Origin of the sequence: Arsukibacterium sp. MJ3, from assembly GCF_000987765.1 — a bacterium.
Classification (GTDB): Bacteria; Pseudomonadota; Gammaproteobacteria; order Enterobacterales; family Alteromonadaceae; genus Alishewanella.
Window position 1 is genome coordinate 197,598 of sequence record NZ_LAHP01000003.1, and the last position, 26,351, is coordinate 223,948.

The window sequence follows — 26,351 nt, forward strand, 5'->3', positions numbered from 1 at the left end:
AGTTTATTACAAACGAGAAATATCGTTGAGCAGCGCAATTCCCATTAACATCAGCAGGACTAAAGCTCCAAAGCGAAAACCTATTTCCTGCGCCTTTTCAGAGACAGGTTTACCGCGGATTAGTTCCACCACAAGATACATTAAATGGCCACCATCCAGAATAGGCAGTGGCAATAAATTAATTACCGCCAGATTGACACTGATCAACGCTAAAAACGCCAAAAAGGCAATCAACCCCATGCTGGCGGTATCACCCGCTCCCTGGGCAATGGAGATAGGCCCACTTAAATGCTTTACCGACACATCACCCGTCAGCAGTTTTCCCACCATCGCAAAGCTCAAGCGCGTTAACTGCCATGTTTGGCTAACACCTTCACCAACCGCACCTATAACACCAAAACGCTGAGTATATCTTACTCCCTCAGGCCAAGGGGTTACCACCGGTTGTATGCCCAGCATTCCCTGGCTGAAACCATCGTCACGTGTGAATAACGTTGGCGTAGCAGTTAACTGCATGCGCTGACCTGCCCGCTCTATTTCTAACAGCAGGCTTTGCTCAGCATGTTGCTGAATAAGCCGCTCCAGGGTTGGCCAGTCGTTAATAAGCTCATCATCAATTCGGATAATACTATCCCCTGGCTGCAAGCCAGCACGCGCCGCAGCAGACTCTGGCACCACTAAGGCCAATGTAGTCGTGGCTTTAGGCAACAACAGTTCTATGCCCAGACTGGCAAATACCGATTGCTGCTCTGGGTCAAACTGCCAGTTTTCCAGGTTAAGTTGTACTTCCCGCTTTTGGCCAGAATCAAGCGACTGTAAGCCCAGCGTGACCTGGCTTCGCCCTAACTGTTCAACCAACAATAAATTAGTTGTGCGTAAATCTCTGGCAGTATGCTTATTAACACTAATAATTTGCTCATTACCTTGGATACCGGCCTTGGCAACTATAGACTGTGGTTGCACTGCTGCAATAACCGGCTTAACTTCCTGCACACCAATTAAATACATTAACCACAAAATAAAAATGGCAAAAATAAAATTAGCAGCCGGACCAGCAGCAATAATAGCCATGCGCTGCCATACTGTTTTGTGGTTGAACGCCTGATCGGCATACTGCGGCAGCACCGGGTCAATGCGCTCATCCAGCATCCGCACATAGCCACCAAGCGGTATAGCCGCAATAACATATTCAGTGCCCTGGCGGTCACGCCAGCTAAACAGGGCCTTGCCAAAACCAATAGAAAACCGTTTTACCATTACCCCGTTTTTACGTGCTACCCAGAAATGACCAAATTCATGTACGGTAACCAATAAACCCAAGGCAATAATAAAAGCAAAGGCATTCCAAAAAAATACCGACATTATTTTAAGGTCCTTACCAACTGCTGCGCATAAGCGCGGGCTTCCAAATCGAGCGCTACTATATCATCCAGCGAGCGGGCAGCATAGTTATGGAAATGCTCCAGACACGTTTCATTAAGACGACGAATGTCGGTAAAACGGATTTGTTCACTGATAAAAGCCGCTACAGCCACTTCGTTAGCCGCATTTAGCGCTGTAGTAGCCCCTTGACCAGCGGAGCACGCCGCCATCGCCAGATACAAATTGGGATAGCGTGCAGGCTCGGGTTCAGCAAAACTGAAATTGGTTAACTGGCTAAATTTAAGCGGTGCAACCGGGCTGCTAATGCGTTTTGGAAAAGCCAGTGCATGGGCAATGGGTGTCCGCATGTCGGGCTGACCTAACTGGGCCAGCACCGAACCGTCGGTATATTGCACCATAGAGTGAATAATACTTTGCGGATGTATCACCACCTCAATATCAGCAGGAGCGCAATTAAACAGCCAGCGCGCTTCAATAAATTCTAAGCCTTTATTCATCATGGTCGCACTGTCAACCGAGATTTTCTGGCCCATGGTCCAGTTCGGGTGGGCGATAGCTTCGGCAACGGTTACGGTGGCTAAACTGGCAATAGGTCGATTAAGAAAAGGCCCGCCACTGCCGGTTAGCAACAGTTTAGCAATACCCATTTCTGCCAGAGCAGGCTGTTGGCCCTGAGCCTGTTGAAATGCCGAGGGCAGGCATTGGAATATAGCGTTGTGCTCACTGTCAACTGGCAACAACGTAGTACCGTGGTGTTGCACTTTAGCCATAAAAAGCTCGCCTGACATGACTAACGCTTCTTTATTTGCCAGTAATACGGTTTTACCTTGTTCAACCGCAGCCAAGGTAGGCAACAGCCCGGCTGCACCGACAATAGCGGCCATAACAATATCAGCCTCGGGATGACCTGCCAGCGCGATCAGCGCCTCTGGTCCTGCCAGCACCTCGGTTTTACTGCCTTGCAGCTGCAGCTCTGTTTTTAGCGTTACCGCAGCCAATGGACACAACATGGCAGCAAAGCGCGGTTTAAATGCCAGGCACTGTGCTAATAATTTACTGGTTTGAGTAGAGGCCGTTAGTGCCAGCACCTGAAATTGCTCTGGATGCATAGCCAAAACCGACAAGGTGCTGCAACCAATCGACCCCGTTGCGCCAAGGATAACCACCTGACGCATCAGTTAAAACCACCGAATAGTGCCAGTAGCAATGCATAAAGCGGCGCGGTAGCGGTCAGGCTATCAATCCTATCTAAAATACCACCATGGCCAGGTAAAAAAGCACCACTGTCTTTCTTACCGGCAGCGCGCTTAAACATACTCTCGGTTAAATCACCAAACACTGATAAACCGCTTAATACTATTGCGGCTAGATACCAAAAAGCGATGTCTGCCGGCCAACTTAAGCCATAACCAACAACACTAACCAGCAGCAGCACCAATAACAACCCACCCAACATGCCTTCCAGTGTTTTCCCCGGGCTCACTTGTGGCAGCAACTTTCGTTTACCAAAAGGTTTACCAACAATATAGCCACCAATGTCAGCGGCCCACACCAGGCCAAGTAAGCCAAAGAGTAGCCAGGCACCGGTAAACTCTGCTTCGGGGTAGTCTAAGCCTCGTACAAAAACAATGGCGCTCCAGGCGGGCAGTAGTGTTAACCAGCCCATTAATGCTTTAAGCCAATCACGGCCAACCCAAAAGTACTGGCTCTGCGGGTAAGTAAGTACCAACACCACCGCAACTAGCCACCATATTACCCCGGCCAGCACCATAGCTAGCGTTAAGGTGTCAGCAAAAAGATATTGCAAAGCAATAGGTTGTAAGAAGTACAACATAAGCAGCAATAGCCCGGTTAATAAGGTATAGACCGCGCGGCTACGCCGGTTAGCCAAGCCACAGAAGCCACTCCACTCCCAGGCACCTAGCAAAAAAACCACTGACACAAACAACGCAAAACTGCTAAGCGGCAAATAAAACACCGCCAGCAAAGCCAGAGGTGCCAAAAATAAAGCGGTAAGTAGTCGTTGTTTAAACAATCTTGTTATCCTTTGTTATGCAGCAGCGCCTGAATTTGTTCGCCGGTACAGCCAAAGCGACGCTCCCGGTTGACAAAAGCAGCAATAGCATCAGCGAAGACACTCTTATCAAAGTCAGGCCACAGGGTTTCGGTAAACCACAGCTCAGCGTACGCTGCCTGCCATAATAAAAAGTTGCTGATGCGCAAATCACCACCCGTGCGAATAAGCAAATCCAGATCTGGTTGCCCGTGTAACTGCATGCATTCACTCAGCAGTTGCTCAGATATCGCCTCAGGCACCAATTCACCAACCTGAACTTTAGCGGCCAGCTGGCGCATAGCATTAACTATGTCCCAGCGACCACCATAATTTGCTGCAATATTTAATGTCATAGCGGTATTGTCAGCCGTTAACGTCTCGGCCGCAGTAATACTGGCCCTTAGTTTTTGATCAAAGGCAGACAAATCGCCAACTATTTGTAACTTTACATTATGCTTGTGCAAGCTTTTAACTTCTTTTTTTAGCACCAGCATAAAAAGCTGCATTAATGTATCAACTTCTGTTTGAGGACGACGCCAGTTTTCACTACTAAAGGCAAATAACGTTAGCGACGGTATGCCTAATTGTCGGCAAAAACTGACGGCACGGCGCACCGCTTCAGCCCCTTTTTTGTGTCCCCACACTCTAGGTTTTCCCTGGCGTTGTGCCCAACGCCCATTGCCATCCATAATAATAGCGACATGGCGCGGTAACGTCTGCTGCCCGATCTGCGACTCTGCAGTCATAGAATAAGACCTGTCCTTTTGTAATGCATAACTACTGCGTTATAGTGCCCGCACCGATAGGCAGCTTGCACCATAATAAAAAGCGCCGCAGAGCTTAGCCACCACGGCGCTATTCTGGTTAAAGGGATGACGGCGTTACACCTCCATCAGTTCCTTTTCTTTGTCAGCCAATACTTCGTCAATTTTCTTAACATAAATATCAGTAATTTTCTGTACTTCATCAGCGGCGCGACGTTCATCATCTTCGCTGATGTTTTTGTCTTTTAACAGCGCTTTTAATTCGGCGTTTGCATCACGACGAATATTACGCACGGCGACCCGGCCGCCTTCGGCTTCGGCCCGCACGACTTTAACTAGGTCACGCCGACGTTCTTCTGTCAGTGAGGGTAAGGGTACGCGAATACTAGTTCCGGCAGACATAGGGTTTAAGCCTAAGTCAGAGGCCATAATGGCTTTTTCTACTGCTTGTACCAGGCTTTTATCAAAGACACTTATACTAAGGGTGCGGGCATCATCAATAGAGACGTTAGCCACCTGACGCAATGGTGTATCGGTGCCGTAGTATGAAACCTGAATACCATCCAGCAAGCTCGGATGAGCACGGCCGGTGCGCACTTTGTTAAGTTGCGATTTAAGCGCATCTACGCTTTTTTCCATTCTTACTTTACTGTCTTTAATCATGTCGTTTATCACGATCGTTATCCTTATATGTCATATAGCCGCAGCCAAGATGGCAGCTAGTTTACTGTAAATTTTCCGCATGGTCGATGATTGTGCCTTCCTGCTCACCCATAACCACTCGCTTTAATGCACCCGGCTTATTCATATTAAATACCCGGATCTGTAAATTGTGGTCCCGCGCCAGCGTAAAAGCAGCTAAATCCATCACTTTTAATTCTTTGTCCAGTACTTCAGCATAGGTTAATTGAGCATAAAGCGTGGCCTCAGGATCTATCATTGGATCTGCTGAATACACCCCTTCAACTTTAGTGGCCTTTAACACGGCGTCGGCTTCAATTTCAATACCGCGTAAGCAGGCCGCAGAATCGGTAGTAAAAAAGGGGTTACCGGTACCGGCAGAGAATATAACCACTCGCCCTGACTTTAAGTAACTAATGGCTTCGGCCCAGCTGTAATTATCGCAAACACCATTTAACGGAATAGCACTCATCATCCGGGCATTAACATAGGCACGGTGCAGCGCATCGCGCATGGCTAAACCATTCATTACCGTGGCCAACATGCCCATATGGTCACCCACTACTCGGTTCATACCGGCTTTTGCCAGGCCTTCACCACGAAAGATATTGCCGCCACCAATCACGATACCTACCTGCACGCCTAACTCTACCAGCTCTTTAATTTCCTGCGCCATCCGATCTAATACTTTCGGATCGATGCCAAAGCCTTCATCTCCCATCAGTGCTTCGCCACTCAATTTTAACAAGATGCGTCGGTAGGTTGGTTTTGGATTGATACTCATGAGTGCCCCTAGTGCTGAAAACGTGCTGGATAAAAGACAAAAAAAAACCGCGACCTGTGGTCGCGGTTATTCTAGCGGGTTTTCGCTATTTGCTAAAGCGCAAATTACTTTTTCGCCGCAGCGATTTGTGCTGCTACTTCTGCAGCAAAATCTTCTTCTTTCTTTTCAATACCTTCACCCACTTCTAAACGGATAAACGATACTGCTTTGGCACCACTTTGCTTTAAGAATTCGCCAGTAGTGATTGACGGATCTTTAACAAAAGGCTGACCGGTTAAGCTTACTTCACCCGTAAACTTGGTCATGCGGCCGGCAACCATTTTCTCAGCGATTTCTTTTGGCTTACCGCTATTAATCGCAATATCGATCTGAATTAGCCGCTCACGCTCTACTTCTTCAGCAGAAACGTCTTCTGGATTAACATAGCTTGGGTTGTTTGCTGCAACATGCATAGCCACGTCTTTTGCTACGTCATCGTTACCGCCTTCCAGCACGACTAACACGCCAATCCGACCTGAGTGCACGTACTGACCAATTACCGCACCTTCCACTACTGCTGCGCGGCGTACATTGATGTTTTCACCAATTTTAGCCACCAGCGTAGCGCGAACATCTTCTACCGACGCTCCATTTAAATCAGCGGCTAAAATAGCGTCAGCAGTGAAAAGCTTGTTAGCATGCGCTAAGTCAGCAACGCTGTTAGCAAACGCCAGAAAGTTGGCATCGCGGGCAACAAAATCTGTTTCGCAGTTAAATTCAACAGCTAAACCGTAGCCGTCAGCAACACGGGTTATAATTACACCTTCCGCTGCAATACGGCCGGCTTTTTTAGCTGCTTTAGCCAAACCACTTTTACGCATTGCGTCGATGGCCGCTTCAATATCGCCACCCGTTTCTTCCAATGTTTTTTTACAATCCATCATGCCAGCGCCAGTGCGCTCGCGAAGTTCTTTTACTAAAGCCGCAGTTACAGCCATGGGAGCTTCCTCGTCATAATTCCGGTTAGACAAACAGGGGCAAAAGTGCCCCTGTTGCAAAGGTTTTCTGCAATAAGCCTGACAGGCTTAAATGACAGAAAAATTATTCTGCTTCAACAAAGCTTTCAGCTTCCGCTTGAACTTCGATGTTTTTGTCACGACCTTCCTGGATAGCCTGACCTACCGCCGCCAGATACAACTGGATGGCACGGATAGCGTCGTCGTTACCTGGGATCACATAATCAACACCTTTAGGATCAGAGTTAGTATCAACAATTGATACTACTGGAATACCCAGGTTGTTAGCTTCTTTGATCGCGATGTGTTCATGGTCAGCGTCGATCACGAACAGTACGTCTGGTAAACCGCCCATGTCCTTGATACCGCCTAAGCTTTTTTCAAGCTTGTCCATTTCACGGGTACGATCTAAAGCTTCTTTTTTGGTCAGCTTGTCGAAAGTACCGTCCTGGCTTTGCGATTCCAGGTCTTTTAAGCGTTTGATTGACTGACGAACCGTTTTCCAGTTAGTCAGCATGCCACCTAACCAGCGGTGGTTAACGTAGAATTGGTCAACTTTCGCTGCCGCATCTTTGATGGCTTCAGACGCGGCACGCTTGGTACCAACGAATAAAATTTTACCTTTCTTGGCTGAAACCTGCTGAATAAACGCTAAAGCGTCATTCATCATCGGTACGGTTTGCTCAAGGTTAATGATATGAACTTTATTGCGGGCACCAAAAATGAACGGCTTCATTTTTGGATTCCAATAACGAGTTTGGTGACCGAAGTGCACGCCCGCTTGGAGCATGTCGCGCATAGAAACTTTTGCCATGATAATATTTCCTGTTTGGGGGTTAGGCCTCCATGCATCCCATATCCCGACCATCGCTTTCGCTTAGGCACCCCGGTACATGTGTCGATGCATGTGTGTTATTTAAAATGTAAGTTTAGTTATCGCAAACGCCCGACACCGACTTTTTTATAACAAAGAACCAGAAGTTATTAAAAATAAGCTTCGGCATCCGTAAAAGAAAAGTACAATGCAATTTGCTAATTTGCGGCGCGCTTTATACCATAGTAAGCTGCCAAACACAATATAACGTGTATTTTTGCAGCAGTCATATTGTCTGTAACTGCAGTAACCGAGAGAGTATCAATGACAGCGAAAATTAAAACCGCCGCCGAGATTGAAAAAATGCGTGTAGCCGGCCAATTGGCCGCAGAAGTGCTGCAAATGATTGAACCTCATGTTAAAGCCGGCGTGACCACTGACGAGCTTAACACGCTGTGCCACGATTACATTGTTAACGTGCAACAGGCCATACCCGCGCCATTAAATTACCATGGTTTTCCTAAATCAATTTGTACCTCCGTTAATCAGGTGATCTGCCACGGCATTCCTAATGATAAAGCCCTAAAAGACGGCGATTGTATCAATATTGATATTACCGTGATTAAAGAAGGCTATCATGGCGATACCTCAAAAATGTTTGTGGTAGGAAAGCCAACCATTATGGCTGAGCGACTGATTCGAGTAACGCAGGAATGCTTGTATCTGGCGATAAAACTGGTTAAAAACGGCATCCGGCTCGGTGATATTGGCCATGCCATTCAGCAGCATGCTGAAAAACACAGTTACTCGGTGGTGCGTGAATATTGTGGCCATGGTATTGGTGCGGTGTTTCATGAAGATCCACAAGTTCTACATTATGGCAAACCCGGCACCGGCGACGTATTAAAAACCGGCATGTGTTTAACCATAGAGCCGATGATTAACGCTGGTGGCCGACATAGCAAAATGTTAAAAGATGGCTGGACAGTGGTAACCAAAGACCGCAGCTTATCTGCCCAGTTTGAACATACCTTACTGGTGACCGACAGCGGCTGTGAAGTGCTGACATTACGCCGCGATGAGACGCTGGAACGTTATTTAACGGCAGAATAATTGCTTAGCAAGGAGCCGCATGACGAACGCATTGCACTTTAACCGGTCATTACCGGCTAATTATTCGCTGGATAACTATAAAACGCACTTTAGTGAATTTCATGACTGGCTGGTGCGCAGTTTTGAACATCAGCCCATCAATAGCCTGGTAAAAGCACGCGCCCGTTTTATCGATAGCGTGCTAAGCCAACTTTGGCAACATGTTGAGCTGGCAAAGGATAAAAGTGTTAGCTTAATTGCCGTTGGCGGCTATGGCCGTGGCGAGCTGCACCCGTTCTCTGACATCGACTTGCTTATTTTGTCTGAGCGACAACTCACTACTGCACAACAACAAGCCATTGCCAGCTTTATTGCCACACTGTGGGACTTACGCCTCGAAGTCGGCCACAGTGTCCGCACACTTAAAGAAACCATTAAACTCGGTAAAGACGATATTACTATTGCCACCAACTTATTGGAAATGCGCCTACTTACCGGTAATAAAGTATTGTTTGAACAATTACAACAGGCTACCAGCGGTGACAATTTTTGGAGTAGCCAAAGTTTTTTCCAGGCAAAACGGCATGAGCAGCAGCAACGCCATGCTCAGTACCATGGTACGGCGTATAATCTTGAACCTAATTTGAAAGCCAACCCGGGTGGCCTGCGCGATATTCAAACTATTGGCTGGGTGGCAAAAAAACATTTTAATACCCGCACCATGCGCGAACTGGTAGCTTATCAATACCTGACTGAAGATGAGTATCAGGAGCTGATGGAATGCGAAGCCTACCTATGGCAAATGCGCTTTGCCCTGCATATTGAAGCGGGCCGTAATGAAAACCGGATTTTATTTGACTATCAACCGGCGGCAGCAGAGCGCCTTGGTTTTGGTGCTGATGGTAAAGCTTCGGTAGAGCGAATGATGAAACGGTTTTTCCGCACCGTACAACGGGTAAGCGAGCTAAACGAAATGCTGCTGCAGCATTTCGAGGGCAGCATATTAAACCAGGGTAACAGCGTTAAAGTACAACAGCTTGATGATTACTTTGAGCTCAGTGGCCATTTAATTAAAGCGCGCGACAACGCAATTTTTGCCCGGCGTGACAATTTACTGCGGCTGTTTTGGCATATTGCTAATAATTCTAATATTACAGGCATTCATTCCACCACCTTGCGCTTACTGCGCCAGGTACGCCGCCGGTTAATGGGTGATTTACAAGATTATGAAGCCTGCCGCCAGCTGTTTTTAGCATTACTGCGCCATCCAAGGGGTATGGATAAAGCCATTACCCTAATGCATCGCTATGGCATATTAGCGGCATATTTGCCGCAGTGGCGCAATATTGTCGGCCAGATGCAATTCGATTTATTTCATGCTTACACCGTTGATGAACACACCCACCGTTTACTGAAAAACCTTTACAAATACACTCAGCCAGAGCATGAAAGTGAATTTCCACTGTGTACTAATATTATGAAACGCATGGAAAAGCCTGAACTGTTATATCTGGCGGGTATTTTTCACGATATTGCCAAAGGCCGCGGCGGTGATCACTCCGAGCTGGGTGCTATGGATGTCAGGGAATTTGCTAAGTTGCACAAACTAAGCGAGTTTGACAGTAAGTTGGTTGCCTGGCTGGTAGAAAGCCATTTGCTTATGTCGGTTACAGCTCAGCGTCGCGATATTCATGACCCGGCGGTTGTGGCCGAGTTTGCGGAAAAAGTACGGGACGAAACCCGGCTTAATTACCTGTATTGTTTAACGCTGGCGGATATTCGCGCTACCAATGACAACCTGTGGAATGATTGGAAAGGCTCGTTATTACGTGAGTTATTTTTGGCGACCCAAAAAGCCTTTCGGCGTGGCTTGGAAAAGCCGATGGATTTACGTGATCTTATTCGTGAAAACCAAAGCGAAGCCATGCCGCTGCTACTAAAACAAACCTTTATTGAAAGCGATATTTTGCAGTTATGGAGCCGCATTAAAGCCGACTATTTTGCCCGTTACAGCCCCAAACAAATTGCCTGGCATTGTGAGCATATTCTCAGGCACAAAGATCGGCATGAACCACTGGTATTAATTAGCAAAACGCCGATCCGGGGTGGCACCCAGGTTTTCATTTACACGCCGGATCAAGCCGGGTTGTTCGCCCGTTTAGTGGCCGCGCTCGACAGTAAGAAAGTGAATATTTTTGATGCCCAAATCATGACCAACAAAGATGGTTATGCCATGGATACCTTTGTTATTCTAGAACAAAACGGCGAGCCAGTAAGCTCACCCTCGCGCATTACCAGCATTAAACGGGCGCTGGAGTTGTATATTGCCGGCAAGCCTGACTTGTCGCGGCAAAAACCCCGGTTATCACGGCAAATGCGCCAGTTTAACGTGCCGCCCAAGGTGGTATTTTTACCCGGCAATACCAAGCAGCGTACTATGGTTGAAATTGCTGCACTGGATACCCCTGGCTTGCTGGCCGATATTGGCGAGGTATTTCAGCGCTGCGGGGTGAATATTCATGCGGCCAAAATAACCACCATAGGTGAGCGGGCCGAAGACTTTTTTATGCTATCCAATGCCGACGACCAGGCATTAAGCAGTGACGAACAAAGTCAGCTTAAACGGGTACTGATTTCACAACTTTCTCAAGAAACAGAAGGCTAAACCATCACCATGTCTGATTTAAAAAGTATTATTGAACATGCATTTGAACTGCGTGCTGACATTACTCCTAGTACTGTCGCCCCGGATGTAAAGCAAGCCGTGCAACAAGCCATCGCTCTGTTAGACAGCGGCCGGGCAAGAGTTGCCGAGAAAATAGCGGGCGAATGGGTGGTACATCAGTGGTTAAAAAAAGCGGTACTACTGTCGTTTCGTATTAATGACAACGCGGTTATGGACGGCGCTGAAAACCGTTTTTTTGACAAAGTACCGATGAAATATGCCAATTATACCGATGCGCAATTTCGTGCTGATGGCGTAAGGGTAGTACCACCGGCTGCCGTGCGTCAGGGCAGCTACATTGGTAAAAATGTGGTGTTAATGCCTAGCTATGTCAATATTGGCGCCTATGTCGGTGACGGCACCATGGTAGATACCTGGGCTACCGTTGGCAGCTGCGCGCAAATTGGTAAGAACGTGCATTTATCTGGTGGTGTTGGTATTGGTGGAGTATTAGAACCTTTACAAGCCAACCCCACCATTATTGAAGACAATTGCTTTATTGGTGCCCGCTCTGAGGTGGTAGAAGGCGTTATCGTAGAAGAAGGCGCAGTATTGTCAATGGGCGTCTATATCAGCCAAAGCACCCGTATTTACGATAGGGAAACCGGTGAAATTAGTTATGGCCGCATTCCGGCCGGTGCCGTGGTTGTGCCAGGCACCCTGCCCTCTAAAGATGGCAGCCATAACCTGTATGCAGCGATTATTGTTAAAAGAGTCGATGCCAAAACGCGCGCTAAAGTGGGTATTAATGCCCTACTGCGCAGTGTGGAATAGACTAGAGCCACCTTTAAAGCTTAGCCCCAAAATTAACAATTAGATCTGCCCCCCAAATAATTTATAGCGCTGGCAACCATCGAAAACGGCAGCTTAAGCTGCCGTTTTTTGTCTGCTAATACCTAAGCGAAAATTGTTAGCACCGCATAACCTAAAATGCCGGCAACGGCAAACATGCTATATTCCAGGCGCATTTCAAAGCGTTTTTCCGGGCCAACTGCTGCCGGTACCATTAACGCTGAAATCAGACAGGTTAAGCCGGTCAATAAAAATAGTGTCGTTAAGCCAAATAGTAGAGCCGAGCCAAACATCGCCATATACCACCTTTACTTTATTGCATTACCAAAATAAGCCGCTGCACGGCAAAAACAGCGGGCATTCTAACAAAAAGCTCAGCGGTTAAGCCAGCACTCTGCCGACAATGTTATACTCTGTAAATAAAAACCTGCACACCATCCACAAAGTTGGCAAGTTACGCCTTATACTGCTGCCATATTTGTCGACCTATTGTTAAGCGAGCCTGTAATGCATTACTTTTCCCGTGGTTTAGGTTTAATACATACCAAAGGTTTGAAGCGTTTTGTCTTGGTGCCGCTGAGCATTAATGTCGTGCTATTTTCGTTAGCATTTTATTTTTTACTGCAACAAGTCAGTGCCATGGTCGCTGCCGTGCAGCATTACCTGCCGGCCTGGCTACATTGGCTGGAATATTTGTTAATTCCGCTGGGTATAATGACCTTAATTATTGGCCTGGCCTATAGCTTTACTATGGTCGCTAACTTTATTGCGGCGCCTTTTAATGGCTTGCTTAGCGAAAAGGTTGAAGCACATTTACGCGGTAAACCACTACCCGACACCGGATTAACTGATTTCATTAAAGACGCTCCACGCATGCTGGGCCGGGAATGGCAAAAATTACGTTATGCCCTGCCACGGGCGGTTGTTATATTTGTGTTGTGTTTGTTTTTGCCGATTATTGGCCCTGTCATATGGTTTCTATTTACCAGCTGGTTATTAGCTATTCAGTATCTTGATTACCCATTTGATAATCATAAAATTGATTTTCACGCTATGCGGGCCCAATTACGCAGCCAACCGGCCAAAAGCTTTAGTTTTGGCATCACCGTTAACCTTGCCAGTATGCTGCCACTGGTGAATTTACTGGTTATGCCCATTGCCGTGTGTGGCGCTACGGCAATGTGGGTTGATACGCTGGCAGAGGCTCACGATCCCGCTCTGCAACAAGCCGGTGCGGTGCCTTATCGTAAACTCGACAAATACTGTTAAGAGTAACTGACAATATGAATGCCTTTGATTTTGATTTGGTTCAGAAGTTTTTAATTGCCTTACTGCTTAGTGCATTGGTCCTGCAATCACCCTTGCTGTTTATTATGGTGGTAATCATTGTTGCGCTAGTGGCAACAGTCGCTTTTATTATGGAAAACCGGCGTTTAAACAACCACTGCATAGCTTAGTAAATAAGATTGGCAATGATGATCTGTATGCCATTCTAAAATTACTTATCGCCAGCTTTATAATTCTGCCATTACTACCAAACGAGCCGATTGACCCTTGGCAAGCACTATGACAATCCCGAGCAAAGTGAAGTGACGGTAAAAAACCCCTTTAGCCTGATAGCCGCCATTAAATTTGGGGTATTATTTGCCATCGTATTGCTACTGGTTAAATTGGTACAATTATTTGCACCGGCTGAAACCATGTATTTGTTGGCGGCCCTAGCCGGATTAACAGATGTTGATGCCATTACGCTGTCGATGGCTGATTATGCCCGATCCACAACAGGCGGGCTTACTCTGGCAGCAGGGGCTATTACCGTGGCAGCCTTAAGTAATACCTTGGTAAAATGTGGCATGGTAATGTTGTTAGGTAGCAAACCCTTAGCAAAAAAACTAAGCATTGCCACCCTATTTATCTGCGTTAGCGGTGGCATTAGTATTACCGTGCTCAGCGTGTTTTAAACTGCTCCGTCAACCAGGGCAGTGCAATGGTTTCTGGCTCTAGTGTTTCGCTGGCATCAATGCGTAACATAGGGGCCAGTTCCAGCCCCTGAATGTCAAGTAACAGCTCACGAAACTGTTCACCTGCGCTACAAAAGGTTTCGTAACTACTGTCGCCCAGGGCAATTACCGCAAAACGTTTGCCCGTTAGCAATGGAAAGCGGTTTTTCACCTCACTGAAAAACGGAAATACATTATCCGGAATATCACCCTGTCCAGTGGTTGAGCTTATTACCAGCCAAATATCAGGTTCAAAACCGAGCACGGTATCCAAATTGGCTTCTTCATACAACGCCACTTCATAACCTAAACTGGCTAACAACGGCTCTGCCTGCTCGGCCACATATTGTGCTCCGCCGTAGACTGAACCCACAATCAAGGCAATTTTTGTCATTTTTCCTCCGGGAAATGTGCAGCAAATTGCTGCTGATAATACGTTTCATCAATTGGCCATCCAAATTGAATAAACAACTTCTCAAGTTCGCTCAAACCGGCGCTTAATAATACAGTTTCGCCGCTAACCGGATGCGGCAATTGTAATTGCTTCGCCACCAGCAGTAAACGCCGACAATTAAAGTGTTGTTTAAACAAAGCATTATGCTTGCCGTCACCATGGCTGGTATCACCAACAATCGGATAGCGTAAATGGGCTAAATGCCGGCGTAGTTGATGCTTACGGCCCGTTAGCGGTTGCAGTGCAACTAATGAATAACGCGCCGCTGGATATTTACTTACCGCAATGGCCAACTCAACTTGCTGTAACGGCTTAAAACGGGTAACAGCTTGCTGTGGATCTTTGTCAGTTTGGCTGAATTTGTCCGCTATTTTATCTAGCTGCTCTTTTAGCGGGTAATCTACTTCACCGCCCTCTGGTAAATAACCACGCACTATTGCCAGATAATGTTTACGCCATAACCGTTGTTCTTGTTGCTGACTTAGCAACCTGGCCACGTCACTGGATAACGCAAACAACAATACGCCAGAGGTGGGCCGGTCTAACCGGTGTACCGGAAAGACATGCTGGCCAAGCTGATCCCGTAATGTTTGCATTACAAACACTGTTTCATGCTTATCTAAAAACGAACGATGAACCAACATGCCACTGGGTTTATCCACCGCGACCAAGTACTGATCCCTGAAAATGATGTTAAGCGGCTGTTGAAGTAAAAAAGGCTCGGCAAAGCTCATACGTCACCTGAAAATGTTTGGTCAAGCCGGTGAATAATCTGCAGCAATGGGGTCATACGTTGCCCATACGTTTTAAAGGCTTCTTCTGCCATAGGCAATATACTAACGTTAGTCGGCAATGGCCGCTGTGCCGCAAGTAGCGCCTGAATTTTTGGCAGAAAAATAAATTGCAGCCATTGCTCAAGACGCAGCGTATCACAGCAAAAAGGCATTTCACTGGCCATTGCCACATCGCTGGCAGGCACAGAACTCCACAATTGCCGCTGCTGTAATTCGGTTTCAAGTTGAATAAGTAAATACTTTACTGCATCTGACATAACGACCTCGTTGTAAGCTGCGCAGTTTACCACAAGCTAAAGCGTCAACCAGCCCTTGTAAACCAACTCATAAGCCAGCATTATCAGGTTATATCTTTAGGAGTGAAGTATGGGTTCAGTATTACTACTGCTGTTAATCAGCACTATTTGTTATCTATTTTGGTTACAGCGAAAACAAGATGAACGCGCGTTATTATTGGCCAAGCAACTTTGTCAGCAGCAACAATTGCAAATGCTCGATTGCGGTCGAACGGGTCATAGTTTTCGGAAGATCAGTGCAAGATTACGTTTTATAACCTTATATCAGGTTGATTTTAGCAGTGATGGCGAAAGCCGCTATCAAGCCGAATTGCTATTAAGCGGTATGCGTTTGGCCGCATTTAATTTACCGGCTTATCGCATTTAACAAGGTGGCATTTTGTGTTTTAGCTGACCCGTTATAAAATCTTTTAGCATTACCCAGTCAGCAGCCAGACTGTAAAATGGATACTGAAACGTTGCGGGCTTATTGTGCTCAAATATAAAATGGCCAAGCCAGGCAAAGCCATAACCAATGACCGGTAGCGCCCACAACCACAACCATTGTTGGCTTATAAGCGCAAACAACACTACCGCTATGACCAAGCTACTACCAAGGTAATGCAACGCCCGGCATACTGGATGGCGATGCTCACTCAGATAATAAGGATAAAACTGCTTAAAGCTGGCAAATTGCGGCATGGCGGCGCTCTGTTTTTAAGTTTATTTCGCTTTAATTATTATTTTATCAAACTATTCTTCTGCTTAATTACCGGTCACATTATTTTGCCGGTGTCGAAACATCAAACTGCCACTTACCGAGCCAAACGCTAAATCGGTGATTTTTTGATACTGATCATCGGCGAAAAATGGCTGATATTTGGCTAGCGTAACAAATACGCCGATACCACTTGAGCTGCTGTCTTCATCGACAATGCTGTCAACCGCATGAATGAGATAGTGCCCTAAACCCAAATGTTGATATTTAGGAGACACTGCAATAAAGGCTAACATATGATAACGCTCAAACGGCATGGCACCATGGATCCGCTGCTCTTTATCAAGCATTTGCCGGGTTGACACAAAGCCTGCCGTTAATAACATTTTTAACCGCCAGTGCCACAGCCGGTTGCCACCAATACCTGAATCGGGACCTGCCACACAGGCTACCCCCAACAATTGTTCGCCATGAAACAACCCCACTATCGGTTGTTGTGCCTGCCAAAGGGTATTGAGCTCCTCGCGAATAGCCGAACGCAGCCGTTGCTCATAGTCGGCGTCATCGCCCCGAAAAATAGTTAAAAACAGCGGATCATCATAATATGACTGATAAAGTAATGACGCCGCCAGTTTTAATTCTTCACCATTTAATAAGGCTGCCTTTAATTGTTCCGGATTAAACGTATTCAGTATCGCCGTCATTCGTTATCTCTTATTGTTATTTTCAAACCACAATAACAGCAGCCACTATGCTTGCCAAGTTGCTTTTACGCAGTGATTGGCCAGAATTTTAATAATTGGCATGAACGGCGGTAACCTTATTTCAGCGTTAACATATGGCAAAAAAATGTATAACAGCAGCTAACGCCGGGGGTGAATTACTCCACCCCAGAATTACAGCTGCTGGTAAGCCTTGTCACCCCAGCTATGCAACTGACCATTAATAAACACCAATGGCGTACATTCATCTTTGGTGGTCCGGCTATCGCTACGTTTATGCTCGGTTCGATAAAATAGTACCTGAACTTGCTGCTGGTCTTTAACCAGGAATTCGGTAAAGTCAGGAGTGCCCATTAAGCCAATAACATCATTAAAGGCAATACCTGGTTGAAACTGATTAATGTGGGTCAGGTTTGCTTGCTGATTTTTACGCCAATCTTTATCGGTATTAGCTGAACTTTCATAATCTTTATCACCAATTGCTACCACACAACCGGATAACAGCGCGGCTACGGCCAGCAGACCAAGGGTTTTAACTATCATTTTAAGACTCCGTTATTTATTATTTTATTTTTACTCTGCACTCATTGCAGTTGCCAGTACCATTCTGTCTTGGTATGTATACCAAGCAATTTTAGGAAGCAAATTTAATACCAATATTATATTCAATATAAATCATAAGCTTAACAAAAACCCTCTGGCTATCTGCTTTGGCAGATGCTAAATTTCACTAAATAGTAGTCAAAAAGAAGTTGCATTATGAGTACCGCACTGGAAATGTTGCATCAAGCCGCCGCCCGACTGCAACAAGAAGGCAAAAAACCCAGTCTGGCATTGTTTAAAGCCCGCTTAAGTGGCCAACTCAGTGCCCCGGCGTTATTTGCGGCTTATCAACAGTGGCGCCAACAACCGGTAAGCTCAGATACCAGGCAACTGGCTACAGTTGAAAGTCAGCTGGTTGCTCACGTAACCGTCAACCCTGCTGATCTGCAGCGGCTGGAAGCAAAGTTGGATAAAATTCTGGCCTTGCTGGAACAACAACATGTACCTCGCTGAGCTAACCTATAAAGTTATTGCAGATACTGATATTAGCCTTGCTGAAGCGGCCATTAGAGTGTTTACCGAAGCCCTTATTTTTAACGGTAATGTGTTGGGCCGCGAGTTTCCTACCGCCTGGCAACAAGATCGCTTTTGTAGCCGCGTAGTTTTGCCGGCACCCGACGCTTTGCAGCCAGCTAATCTTAGTGCCCGTGCCCGCTCGGCAGAGCAACAACTGATGGCGGCAGGACTGGCTTATCCACAACTACAATTACTTGGCATAGACATCGTCTCACAGCACAGCAATAACAACGTGCCCGCCGCTTTACTGTTGTTCACTACCTATAGTGATAACTGTTCGCCGCTGCGAAACTTGGCCAATCTGGCGCCGGTACCGTTGTATCAATTACAGCCGGCCAAGGACATTGACCATGAAGCACTGATCCGTTGGCAAATTCAGTTTCAGGCGCTGGATGAAGTGCAGCAACAGCAGCTGCGGGTGTTAAAGAAAACTGCCGAGAACAGCCTGCAACATTATCATAGTGTGCTTAACCGGCAAGGCCGCCAACTTGCCCGCCGAATAAGCCAGCGTAATGTGCTACCGGTTTATTATGCACTTTACAGTGGCAGTAGCACTAACTGCGCCGCAGAGCCAACAAAACCATGCCCCGGATGCGGTAGTAACTGGCGTTTACGTTCACCTCTGCTGCAGCTATTTGATTTTAAATGCGATAACTGCCGTTTGGTCAGTAACGTCGCCTGGGAGTGTCAAACCCCCTGATAAGCGGCCGGGCTTAACTGTGTCAGAAATTCTGGCAATGAGTCAGCCAGCTTTTCAGTAACATTTTTACCCACTGTTTCCAGATACACTGCACCACTGCTATTTAATACTGACAGCACAATACTGTCATCGTCAGTCAAAGCAAAAAACACCGTTTCTGGCTGCTTCAGCCGTCGTTTCATTAAAATATGGCCAATGATGTTTTCCTGCAATCTGGCTAAATCGGCCTGATCCCAAACCATCAGCAGCTGTAATGGCCCGCGACTATGGGTGGCACCTAAACCAGCACCATAATACAAACTGTAAAATTGTTTAATATCCGGGTGCAATTCAAGTTCCAGCGCTTGTTCTACATTCGTAAAATCGGATGCCGGTTGTTGTAAAAGGGGTTGCCAGCTAACCTCGTTGTCAGCCAATATTGCCAGTTGGCATGGCGCCGAATTGGCAGGATCTGCGGCCCAAGCCCGCATAGTTAGGTCATGCTGCTGATGCCAGTGCAGCGTTTGGGCGATAAAACTCTGATAAACTTCTGCTAATGACACCACGGACACCCTCTCTACTCTGACATGAAGTTATGTTAAGATCAGGCGTATTCTAACCGGAATAGCAACCAGATGACAAAAAGCCACTCAGAAATTATGGCCGGGTTAAGCCTCGGTAAAATTACCGCCTATGCCGAACAATACGATGCCAGCCTGCTGCAACCGGTGCCACGCTCGTTGGGACGTGACAGTTTAGGCATTGATCCTACCCATTTGCCCTTTATCGGTGAAGATATTTGGCATGGTTACGAGTTATCCTGGCTTAATGCCAAAGGCAAACCAATGGTGGCATTAGCGACCTTTGTGGTACCCATCAACTCTGCCAATTTGGTTGAATCTAAATCCTTTAAGCTTTACCTGAATAGCTTTAACCAGAGCCGGTTTTCTGACTTGCGCCAGGTGTATCAAGCACTACAACGTGATCTGTCGGCCTGTGCTGGCAGCACGGTTCAGGTGACCTTACACAACGTTAATGAAATTATGGTGTTTCAGCCAACCTGGATCCCGGGACATTGTATTGATGATCTGGATATTAGTATCGACAGCTATCAATACGATCCCAGCCTGCTGCAATTGGCAGAACCTGCGGCGGCGGTCGATGAAAAAGTACATTCGCATTTGCTAAAGTCAAACTGCCTTATTACCTCTCAACCCGACTGGGCCAGCGTGTATATTCATTACCGTGGGCAGGCCATTGATCATGCAGCGTTACTTCGCTACCTGATCAGCTTTCGCAGCCATAATGAATTTCATGAACAGTGTATTGAACGAATTTTCCTCGATATTTGGCAACGGTGCCAGCCGGAATATTTACTGGTTTATGCCCGCTATACCCGTCGTGGCGGTTTGGATATTAATCCGGTACGGGCCAGTGCCAGCTATAAACTGCCTAATTTGCGGCTAAGTCGACAATAAAAGTACGGTGTATTTTTATTGGTAACCAAATCTGCTAAACAGTGATCGCATTTCTTTTGTTTACGGATATACTTAAATCTAAACAGCTTTTTTAACATTTAACTGTTTAAGGTGATGCCATTGCAAGATGATCTAAAGCAACAGCTAACAAATGCGATTAAAGCTCGTAAAACGTTGGAAGATGCCTATGAAAGTCAGTTTAAAATTTTGGCTCAGTTTGTTTCAAGGTTATCGCTAGTTTGTAAGGGCGTAGACATTGAGCTGGATAACCGCTTAGCTAAGTTGCGTAATGTGCTGGCGAAAGGCACTGATCTGGAAAAACTGATCCCCTTTATTAATGACACCAGCCAAAGCTTGCAGCTACTAGATGCTAAACAACAACGCGACATTAAGCAGGTGCAGCATGAGCTGAACCAAGCCGGTAAATTGTTACAACAACAAAAAGGCTTACCTGATCAACTGCGTCGTGACTTAAGAGCGTTACTAAGTAAGGTGGCTGAACCGCCCGCTACCGTGCAAGCTTTTTTACCTCATTTATCCAGCTTAACCAATTTATATCAAACCGCCTTGCAAGCTCAACAGCAATTGGCAAATAGCAGTAATGATGATGTTCGCTATGGCCACATTTGCCGCCAAATTAGTGTTGAACTGACCAACTTACTCAGCGAACTGGCCTTTGCAGACAAAAGTGCCGCACAAATTGCCATCATTCGAAAGAGCCTGCTCGATAGCTTGCCAATCGAGGCTTTACTTGATGCTTGTTTACAAACAATTACCATTATTGTTGCCAGTATCAATAAAGAGCGGCTATCAGCGGAACATTTTTTACTACAACTAAATGATGCATTGTCGTCGGTACAACAAGCGGTAAGTTTGTCATTAAAAAGTTCTGATAAACTACAACAAAAATTAAGTGTGCTTAATCAGCAAATTGAACAACAAATTATTCAACTTAGCAGCAGCACAAAAAGTGCAACCTCGCTGGAACAATTAAAAGAACTGGTCAGCCAACGGCTTGACAGTATTAGCAGTGCGCTTAATTCTAAAGAACAACTGGAGACAGAGCAACGCCATCTTATGCTGCAAACCTTAACAGGCATGGAGCTAAGGCTAAACGAACTGGAAAGTGAAGCACTGACTTTCAGAAGCAAACTGGCCGAACAAAACTTTCGCAGTTTACAGGATTCATTAACCGAAATTCCCAACCGGGCTGCTTTTGACGAGCGCTTAGAACTGGAAATTAAACGCTGGGAACGCTACCAAACCCCGTTATGTATCGCGTTGGCCGATGTTGATCTTTTTAAAAAAATTAACGACAATTTTGGCCACAGTGCGGGCGACAAAACACTAAAAGTTATTGCTAAGGCACTGCAGCAAGGGCTGCGTGAAACCGATTTTATTGCCCGCTACGGTGGCGAAGAATTTGTTATTCTGTTCCCGGAAACACCGTTGGATGAGCTGACAGCACCTTTAAATAAGTTAAGAGAAAAAATTAAAAATATTGTGTTTACTTTCAAAGGGCAAAAAGTGCCTATTACTATCTCGTTTGGTGCAAGCCAATTAACCGCTAAAGATAGCAGCCGTCAGGTTTTTGACCGGGCAGACGAAGCCTTGTACGAAGCTAAAAAAGCCGGCCGCGATCGCGTTGTGCTTAAACGCTAAGCCTTAAACCTATAATCAGTATTGGAGTTTGCGAATGCAGGTGCATTTAAACCCGTTAGGCGCCATGGATTTATTATCTCAACTTGAAGTTGAACAATTAAAATACAGTCCAGAGTCAGCCGCTTTTGCGCTATTCCGAAACTGTTGTCTGGCCGTGCTTAACGTTGGCAGCCATACTGACAGTTCAGCAGAAATTTATGAGCAGTATCAAGATTTCAGTGTAAATTTACTGGCCCGCGAACGTGGTATTAAAATTGAGCTGACCAACCCGCCAAGCAATGCTTTTGTAGATGGCAAGATTATTAAAGGGATCCACGAACACTTATTTGCGGTACTTCGCGATATTTTATTTTACCACACCAGACGTACGGCCGAGACCAGAGCATTGGAGCTAAGTGATCCACGCCAGCTCACTCACTCGGTATTTGATATTCTGCGTAACGCCAGAGCCATCGATGCGACCTCTGTACCAAATATGATCGTGTGCTGGGGTGGTCATTCTATTAATGAAATAGAATACGATTATACTAAAGAAGTTGGCTATCAATTAGGTTTGCGCGGTATGGATATTTGCACCGGTTGTGGTCCCGGCGCCATGAAAGGTCCAATGAAAGGCGCCACTATTGGCCATAATAAACAACGGATCCGCACTGGCCGCTATCTTGGTTTAACCGAGCCAAGTATTATTGCCGCCGAACCACCCAACCCTATTGTTAATGAGCTGGTGATTCTGCCCGATATTGAAAAACGCCTAGAAGCGTTCGTGCGGGTAGCACATGGTATTATTGTATTCCCAGGTGGTGCCGGCACTGCAGAGGAACTACTTTACTTGCTGGGCATAATGCTGAAAAAAAGTAACGCCGAGCAAAAACTACCGATTATTTTAACCGGACCACGCCAGTCAGCAGCGTATTTTGATGAAATTGCTAGTTTTATTGAAAATACGCTGGGTAGTGAGGCCTTGCAGCTGGTTGAAATTATTATTGATGATCCGGCAGGCGTCGCCTTCAAACTAAAACAAGGTTGTGCACAAGTACGACAGTATAGGAAATCGGTTGGTGATGCCTATCACTTTAACTGGACGCTGGATATCGCGCCGCAGTTTCAACAACCCTTTGTCCCGAATCATCAGAATATGGCCGCACTAGACTTGCACCTGGAACAAGACAAAGCCAAGCTAGCTGCAAATTTAAGACGGGCGTTTTCTGGCATTGTTGCAGGTAATGTTAAAGATGAAGGGATCCGGGCAATCCGCCAGCATGGGCCCTTTCAATTAAGCGGCGAGCCGGTACTGATGAAAATGATGGATACCTTGTTACAAGCATTTGTTGACCAGGGCAGAATGAAATTACCGGGGTCACAATACCAACCGTGTTACCGGATAATTCGTTAACATGATGCACTTGCTGCTGATAGATGCATTAAACGTTATCCGTCGCCTGTATGCTGTGCAAGAGCGGCCATATCTGCCTTTGCCTGAACAGCTAACCGATGGCACGCAACAGCAAATTATCAACAATACCGAAACCATGTTATTGCAAGCGTTACAACGCTTACGCCAGGAGTTATTACCCAGCCATGCTTTGTTGGTATTTGATGGCCGTGACAGCCAATGGCGGCAACAACGTTGTCCTGAGTACAAAGCAAACCGTAAACCCATGCCAGTTATTTTAGCGCAGGCCCTACCGGCTTTAAAACAGCGTTTACAACAGCATGGTTTTCAGTGTTTTACGGATGAAAAAATTGAAGCAGATGATGTTATTGCCAGTATTGCCACTAAAATTAGCCAGCATCAGCAGCAAGCCACTATTGTTTCCACTGACAAAGGTTTTTTACCACTGCTAAATCAGGGGGTCGCCATTTACGATCCTTTCGCCCGCCAGCAACTAACTAATGAATATGTGCAAAACAAATTTGGCGTGGTACCTGAGCAATTGGTGCGGCTGTGGAGCCTAACGGGCGACAGCACTAACAATATTGCCGGCGTAGCGGGTGTTGGGCCGAAAACAGCCCTGGAACTGATGGCATTAGGTGACACGCTGACCGATGCCTTAGCGCATGCTGATTGCCCAAAGAAATTACGCGATAAAATTCTGAGCCAAAAAGAAGCGATCATGAATTATATGCAGGTACTTAGTTTGCAAACCAACTTAGAATTGGGCCTTAATTTGCAGGAACTTCGGCTGGCAGATGTTAGGGGAGAGCCGCAATGAAATTGAAATCGGTAGGGTTATTTATTGCTGGTTTTGTAGTTTATCTGCTCACAACCTTGGCCGTGTTATTGTTTTATAAAGACGATCCGGCACAAATGAGTTGGCAACACCGGGAAAATTTTAACGCTAAAGTTATCGGCCGTTACAACCTTAATATTACCCATTTTCAAGATGATATTATAAGCCGGTTAGGCGGGCCAGATATTACTGAAGCTATTGAAGTAAATGGTGAAGTTTATCAACTACTCTACTACCGTACTCATCGAAAGTTACCTGATGGCATTACCACTGAAGATGAATGCACTGCGCTATTGTTTGCACAAAGGCAACTGATTGCAATAGGTGATGATGCCGTAACGCAATACCTGCAGCACACCACTCATGGCAGCAGCTAACAACCACTGGCTGCAGTTCTATCAAGCACTGCAGCAATTTTGTCAACCGCTGGCAACCCCTGCAACCACCAAGACGTTGCTGCAGCAAAGCAGCAACCTGGTTGCCCAACTGCTAAGCCTAATGGCAGAAAACCCGCTGACAATAGTAGCGCAATGTAATCTGACACCACGCCAGTTCACCACACCCCCTACGCTGCTGTTAAAAGCGCTGACTGTTGCTGTTATTTTGAGTCGCAGCATGTCGTGGCTGGCTGGGCGGGAACAGCTTTTCTTGCACGCTATTATATTGCAAGGCGCCTTCAGCAAGGATGGCGATAATGCACAACAGCGCCTGTTGCGCACCACTAAGGCGGTGCAACAACTCGATAAACAACATGCCCTTTTGCCACTGCTAATTGGCGGTTGTTATGCAAACCGCCAACCCGCCTGGCAATTACACCCCGATGGGCCATTACTGGCCTTGACCAACCAGTTGGCCAAGATGTTAGTTGGTATAAGTGGTAAACCATGCAGCCTGCAGCAGGTACTGGAACAATACCGAACGCAACAACCAGACGCGATTACGTCGAACTGGTATCAGCTGTTACAGCAACTGGCTGATCAGCATGCACTGGTTGGCCGGTTTGCAAAAGACTATAGCCAACATTATTGGTTTATCTGTGGCATGGTAGCCAGTGGTGCTTTGCATAAACAAGGACAACCACTGCAGGTTTACGGGCGACAGTTTGATCCCGCCAGCAAACTCATTGCCCATGATATTGTGCCTTTACTATTGACCGATCTTAAGTTACTACCGCCTCAATATTTTCGTCAACCTGAGTGGCTAAACTTACTGGAAACCGTTGCTGAACTGTTTTCAGGCCCCTCTGAAAGTACCTTGCAAGATTTTTTTGGACATTCGCAGCAGCATCAATTGGCCGCATTAAATTTAAGCAAGCAAGTACAATTACTGGAAAACCAGCCAGTACTGCGCGATTTTTTACAACATGCTGCGACGACTATCAGCCGCGAGCAACGGCCGGTTAATCGGTTACGTCATGCCATCAGTATGTTGGGCCAAAATGCACTTAGCCACTGGGTTGCGCAGGCGGAGCTGCACCACTATTGTACTCAGCTGGCCAATCCGCATCAGCAATGGCTGGAACAATTGCAGCTCTGCTTGCAGCACGCATTGAGGCTTTTATGCGATGCAGCTGGCCATACAATAGCGTTAGCTGAAGCCGGCGTAATAAGCCGCTGTGCAACGCTTAGCCTCTGGCAACATCCGACATTAGCCCACACCCCACTTGCTCGTCAGGTGCAGGGGCAAGGGGTTATTGCCTTATTGATCCAGCAGCATATTTGGCAGGACGAATTGTACCAAAAAAATCTACATCTGCTGTTACAACATTGTCAGCAGCCTGCTTTGGCTTTGGCAGTAACGCATTGGCACAGCAATGGGCAAAACCCCTCGCTGTCGCTTAAGCAACCTGAAAAACTGGCCCTGTTATTGCGCTTAAGCTGGCAGCTCACGCTAAGCGTATTTTGTGCCAGTGAGCCGCAATTACCACGACTGAATAAGCTGTTATTGCAAGCTCAAACCAACCTGACATTACCAGTACAATCGGCCGAGGATTGGCAACAGCAATTGCTAGCCAATAGTCAATGTTATTACCCGTTGCCGGTTATGTAGGGTTATTGCATCATTCAGTAGCGTGATAGTGGCTATAACCACTATTTCTATAGTAAACAAACTGCCAACTGGCAAAACAGGGCC

31 protein-coding genes are annotated in these 26,351 nt (G+C 46.3%); 15 read left to right on the top strand and 16 right to left on the bottom strand.

Annotated elements, in window-relative coordinates; genetic code table 11:
- Positions 1-6: 6 nt before the first annotated feature.
- From rseP to rpsB, 8 genes are all read right to left on the bottom strand, one after another.
- Entirely contained in the window at positions 7-1,362 is a 1,356-nt protein-coding gene (rseP, locus tag VT06_RS03755) for a sigma E protease regulator RseP (RefSeq protein WP_046552925.1), read from the bottom strand.
- Positions 1,362-2,558 carry a 1-deoxy-D-xylulose-5-phosphate reductoisomerase gene (gene ispC / locus VT06_RS03760; protein WP_046552926.1) on the bottom strand — a complete coding sequence of 399 codons (1,197 nt, stop codon included), beginning with the start codon at positions 2,556-2,558 and terminating at the stop codon, positions 1,362-1,364. The genes rseP and ispC overlap by 1 nt, the downstream gene beginning before the upstream one ends.
- Positions 2,558-3,418: a phosphatidate cytidylyltransferase gene (locus VT06_RS03765; RefSeq protein WP_046552927.1), complete on the bottom strand. Its 861-nt coding sequence runs from the start codon at positions 3,416-3,418 to the stop codon at positions 2,558-2,560. The genes ispC and VT06_RS03765 overlap by 1 nt, the downstream gene beginning before the upstream one ends.
- A gap of 5 nt (positions 3,419-3,423) precedes the next feature.
- Positions 3,424-4,185, bottom strand: a complete 762-nt coding sequence (uppS, locus tag VT06_RS03770) for a polyprenyl diphosphate synthase (protein ID WP_046552928.1) — start codon at positions 4,183-4,185, stop codon at positions 3,424-3,426.
- A gap of 135 nt (positions 4,186-4,320) precedes the next feature.
- On the bottom strand, positions 4,321-4,878 hold the full coding sequence (gene frr, locus VT06_RS03775) for a ribosome recycling factor (RefSeq protein WP_046552929.1): 558 nt from the start codon (positions 4,876-4,878) through the stop codon (positions 4,321-4,323).
- Positions 4,879-4,927: 49 nt separating this feature from the next.
- Entirely contained in the window at positions 4,928-5,668 is a 741-nt protein-coding gene (pyrH, locus tag VT06_RS03780; RefSeq protein ID WP_046552930.1) for a UMP kinase, read from the bottom strand.
- A gap of 104 nt (positions 5,669-5,772) precedes the next feature.
- Complete coding sequence (gene tsf, locus VT06_RS03785; RefSeq protein ID WP_046552931.1) at positions 5,773-6,645, bottom strand: translation elongation factor Ts; 873 nt, start codon at positions 6,643-6,645, stop codon at positions 5,773-5,775.
- Positions 6,646-6,748: 103 nt separating this feature from the next.
- Positions 6,749-7,477, bottom strand: a complete 729-nt coding sequence (rpsB, locus tag VT06_RS03790; protein WP_046552932.1) for a 30S ribosomal protein S2 — start codon at positions 7,475-7,477, stop codon at positions 6,749-6,751.
- Positions 7,478-7,801: 324 nt separating this feature from the next.
- Between rpsB and map the strand changes: the two genes are divergently transcribed.
- Genes map through dapD form a run of 3 tightly spaced genes read left to right on the top strand, consistent with a single transcriptional unit; the run spans position 7,802 to position 12,068 of the window.
- Entirely contained in the window at positions 7,802-8,590 is a 789-nt protein-coding gene (map, locus tag VT06_RS03795) for a type I methionyl aminopeptidase (RefSeq protein WP_046552933.1), read from the top strand.
- A 19-nt stretch (positions 8,591-8,609) separates the two neighbouring features.
- Positions 8,610-11,234, top strand: a complete 2,625-nt coding sequence (glnD, locus tag VT06_RS03800) for a bifunctional uridylyltransferase/uridylyl-removing protein GlnD (protein ID WP_046552934.1) — start codon at positions 8,610-8,612, stop codon at positions 11,232-11,234.
- Positions 11,235-11,243: 9 nt separating this feature from the next.
- The gene (dapD, locus tag VT06_RS03805; protein ID WP_046552935.1) at positions 11,244-12,068 is read left to right on the top strand and encodes a 2,3,4,5-tetrahydropyridine-2,6-dicarboxylate N-succinyltransferase; all 825 of its coding nucleotides are present in this window, start codon (positions 11,244-11,246) and stop codon (positions 12,066-12,068) included.
- Between the two features lie 122 nt (positions 12,069-12,190).
- Here the strand turns inward: dapD and VT06_RS03810 are convergent, their stop codons facing one another.
- Positions 12,191-12,385: a hypothetical protein gene (locus VT06_RS03810; protein ID WP_046552936.1), complete on the bottom strand. Its 195-nt coding sequence runs from the start codon at positions 12,383-12,385 to the stop codon at positions 12,191-12,193.
- A gap of 208 nt (positions 12,386-12,593) precedes the next feature.
- On the opposite strand from VT06_RS03810, the gene cysZ reads away from it, so the two are divergent.
- The 3 genes from cysZ to VT06_RS18575 all read left to right on the top strand — a co-directional run bounded on the left by cysZ (position 12,594) and on the right by VT06_RS18575 (position 14,047).
- Entirely contained in the window at positions 12,594-13,355 is a 762-nt protein-coding gene (gene cysZ, locus VT06_RS03815) for a sulfate transporter CysZ (RefSeq protein ID WP_046552937.1), read from the top strand.
- Between the two features lie 14 nt (positions 13,356-13,369).
- Positions 13,370-13,543, top strand: a complete 174-nt coding sequence (locus VT06_RS18570; RefSeq protein WP_235357354.1) for a hypothetical protein — start codon at positions 13,370-13,372, stop codon at positions 13,541-13,543.
- Positions 13,544-13,633: 90 nt separating this feature from the next.
- A complete protein-coding gene (locus VT06_RS18575) occupies positions 13,634-14,047 on the top strand; it encodes a DUF4010 domain-containing protein (RefSeq protein WP_235357355.1) in 414 nt (137 codons plus the stop codon).
- Here the strand turns inward: VT06_RS18575 and VT06_RS03825 are convergent.
- Genes VT06_RS03825 through VT06_RS03835 form a run of 3 tightly spaced genes read right to left on the bottom strand, consistent with a single transcriptional unit; the run spans position 14,034 to position 15,591 of the window.
- Positions 14,034-14,480, bottom strand: a complete 447-nt coding sequence (locus VT06_RS03825) for a flavodoxin (RefSeq protein WP_046552939.1) — start codon at positions 14,478-14,480, stop codon at positions 14,034-14,036. The genes VT06_RS18575 and VT06_RS03825 overlap by 14 nt on opposite strands.
- Entirely contained in the window at positions 14,477-15,274 is a 798-nt protein-coding gene (gene truC / locus VT06_RS03830; RefSeq protein WP_046552940.1) for a tRNA pseudouridine(65) synthase TruC, read from the bottom strand. Before truC ends, VT06_RS03825 begins: the two co-directional genes overlap by 4 nt.
- Positions 15,271-15,591, bottom strand: coding sequence for a YqcC family protein (locus VT06_RS03835; RefSeq protein ID WP_046552941.1), 321 nt, complete (start codon positions 15,589-15,591; stop codon positions 15,271-15,273). The genes truC and VT06_RS03835 overlap by 4 nt, the downstream gene beginning before the upstream one ends.
- Before the next feature lie 109 nt (positions 15,592-15,700).
- Between VT06_RS03835 and VT06_RS03840 the strand changes: the two genes are divergently transcribed.
- Positions 15,701-15,997 carry a DUF3301 domain-containing protein gene (locus tag VT06_RS03840; RefSeq protein ID WP_046552942.1) on the top strand — a complete coding sequence of 99 codons (297 nt, stop codon included), beginning with the start codon at positions 15,701-15,703 and terminating at the stop codon, positions 15,995-15,997.
- Here the strand turns inward: VT06_RS03840 and VT06_RS03845 are convergent.
- The 3 genes from VT06_RS03845 to VT06_RS03855 form a co-directional block, all read right to left on the bottom strand.
- On the bottom strand, positions 15,994-16,311 hold the full coding sequence (locus VT06_RS03845; RefSeq protein WP_046552943.1) for a DUF962 domain-containing protein: 318 nt from the start codon (positions 16,309-16,311) through the stop codon (positions 15,994-15,996). The two genes, VT06_RS03840 and VT06_RS03845, sit on opposite strands and share 4 nt — an antisense overlap.
- Positions 16,312-16,374: 63 nt before the next feature.
- Positions 16,375-17,031 (bottom strand): GNAT family N-acetyltransferase, encoded by a 657-nt coding sequence (locus tag VT06_RS03850; protein ID WP_046552944.1) that lies wholly within the window; start codon positions 17,029-17,031, stop codon positions 16,375-16,377.
- 192 nt (positions 17,032-17,223) lie between these two features.
- Positions 17,224-17,592, bottom strand: a complete 369-nt coding sequence (locus VT06_RS03855; protein ID WP_046552945.1) for a DUF3192 domain-containing protein — start codon at positions 17,590-17,592, stop codon at positions 17,224-17,226.
- Positions 17,593-17,808: 216 nt separating this feature from the next.
- Between VT06_RS03855 and VT06_RS03860 the strand changes: the two genes are divergently transcribed.
- Entirely contained in the window at positions 17,809-18,105 is a 297-nt protein-coding gene (locus VT06_RS03860; RefSeq protein WP_046552946.1) for a hypothetical protein, read from the top strand.
- Positions 18,092-18,868 carry a DUF2310 family Zn-ribbon-containing protein gene (locus VT06_RS03865; RefSeq protein ID WP_046552947.1) on the top strand — a complete coding sequence of 259 codons (777 nt, stop codon included), beginning with the start codon at positions 18,092-18,094 and terminating at the stop codon, positions 18,866-18,868. Before VT06_RS03860 ends, VT06_RS03865 begins: the two co-directional genes overlap by 14 nt.
- On the opposite strand, the gene syd is transcribed toward VT06_RS03865, so the two are convergent.
- The gene (gene syd, locus VT06_RS03870) at positions 18,856-19,410 is read right to left on the bottom strand and encodes a SecY-interacting protein (RefSeq protein WP_046552948.1); all 555 of its coding nucleotides are present in this window, start codon (positions 19,408-19,410) and stop codon (positions 18,856-18,858) included. The genes VT06_RS03865 and syd overlap by 13 nt on opposite strands.
- A 72-nt stretch (positions 19,411-19,482) precedes the next feature.
- On the opposite strand from syd, the gene queF reads away from it, so the two are divergent.
- The 6 genes from queF to VT06_RS03900 all read left to right on the top strand — a co-directional run bounded on the left by queF (position 19,483) and on the right by VT06_RS03900 (position 26,267).
- Positions 19,483-20,325 (top strand): NADPH-dependent 7-cyano-7-deazaguanine reductase QueF, encoded by an 843-nt coding sequence (gene queF / locus VT06_RS03875; RefSeq protein WP_046552949.1) that lies wholly within the window; start codon positions 19,483-19,485, stop codon positions 20,323-20,325.
- 114 nt (positions 20,326-20,439) lie between these two features.
- Positions 20,440-21,987 carry a GGDEF domain-containing protein gene (locus VT06_RS03880; RefSeq protein ID WP_046552950.1) on the top strand — a complete coding sequence of 516 codons (1,548 nt, stop codon included), beginning with the start codon at positions 20,440-20,442 and terminating at the stop codon, positions 21,985-21,987.
- Positions 21,988-22,021: 34 nt separating this feature from the next.
- A complete protein-coding gene (gene ppnN, locus VT06_RS03885; protein WP_046552951.1) occupies positions 22,022-23,380 on the top strand; it encodes a nucleotide 5'-monophosphate nucleosidase PpnN in 1,359 nt (452 codons plus the stop codon).
- Position 23,381: 1 nt separating this feature from the next.
- A complete protein-coding gene (gene xni, locus VT06_RS03890) occupies positions 23,382-24,200 on the top strand; it encodes a flap endonuclease Xni (protein ID WP_046552952.1) in 819 nt (272 codons plus the stop codon).
- A complete protein-coding gene (locus tag VT06_RS03895; protein WP_046552953.1) occupies positions 24,197-24,595 on the top strand; it encodes a DUF3192 domain-containing protein in 399 nt (132 codons plus the stop codon). Before xni ends, VT06_RS03895 begins: the two co-directional genes overlap by 4 nt.
- Positions 24,582-26,267: a hypothetical protein gene (locus VT06_RS03900; RefSeq protein ID WP_046552954.1), complete on the top strand. Its 1,686-nt coding sequence runs from the start codon at positions 24,582-24,584 to the stop codon at positions 26,265-26,267. Before VT06_RS03895 ends, VT06_RS03900 begins: the two co-directional genes overlap by 14 nt.
- The last annotated feature ends 84 nt before the right edge of the window (positions 26,268-26,351 follow it).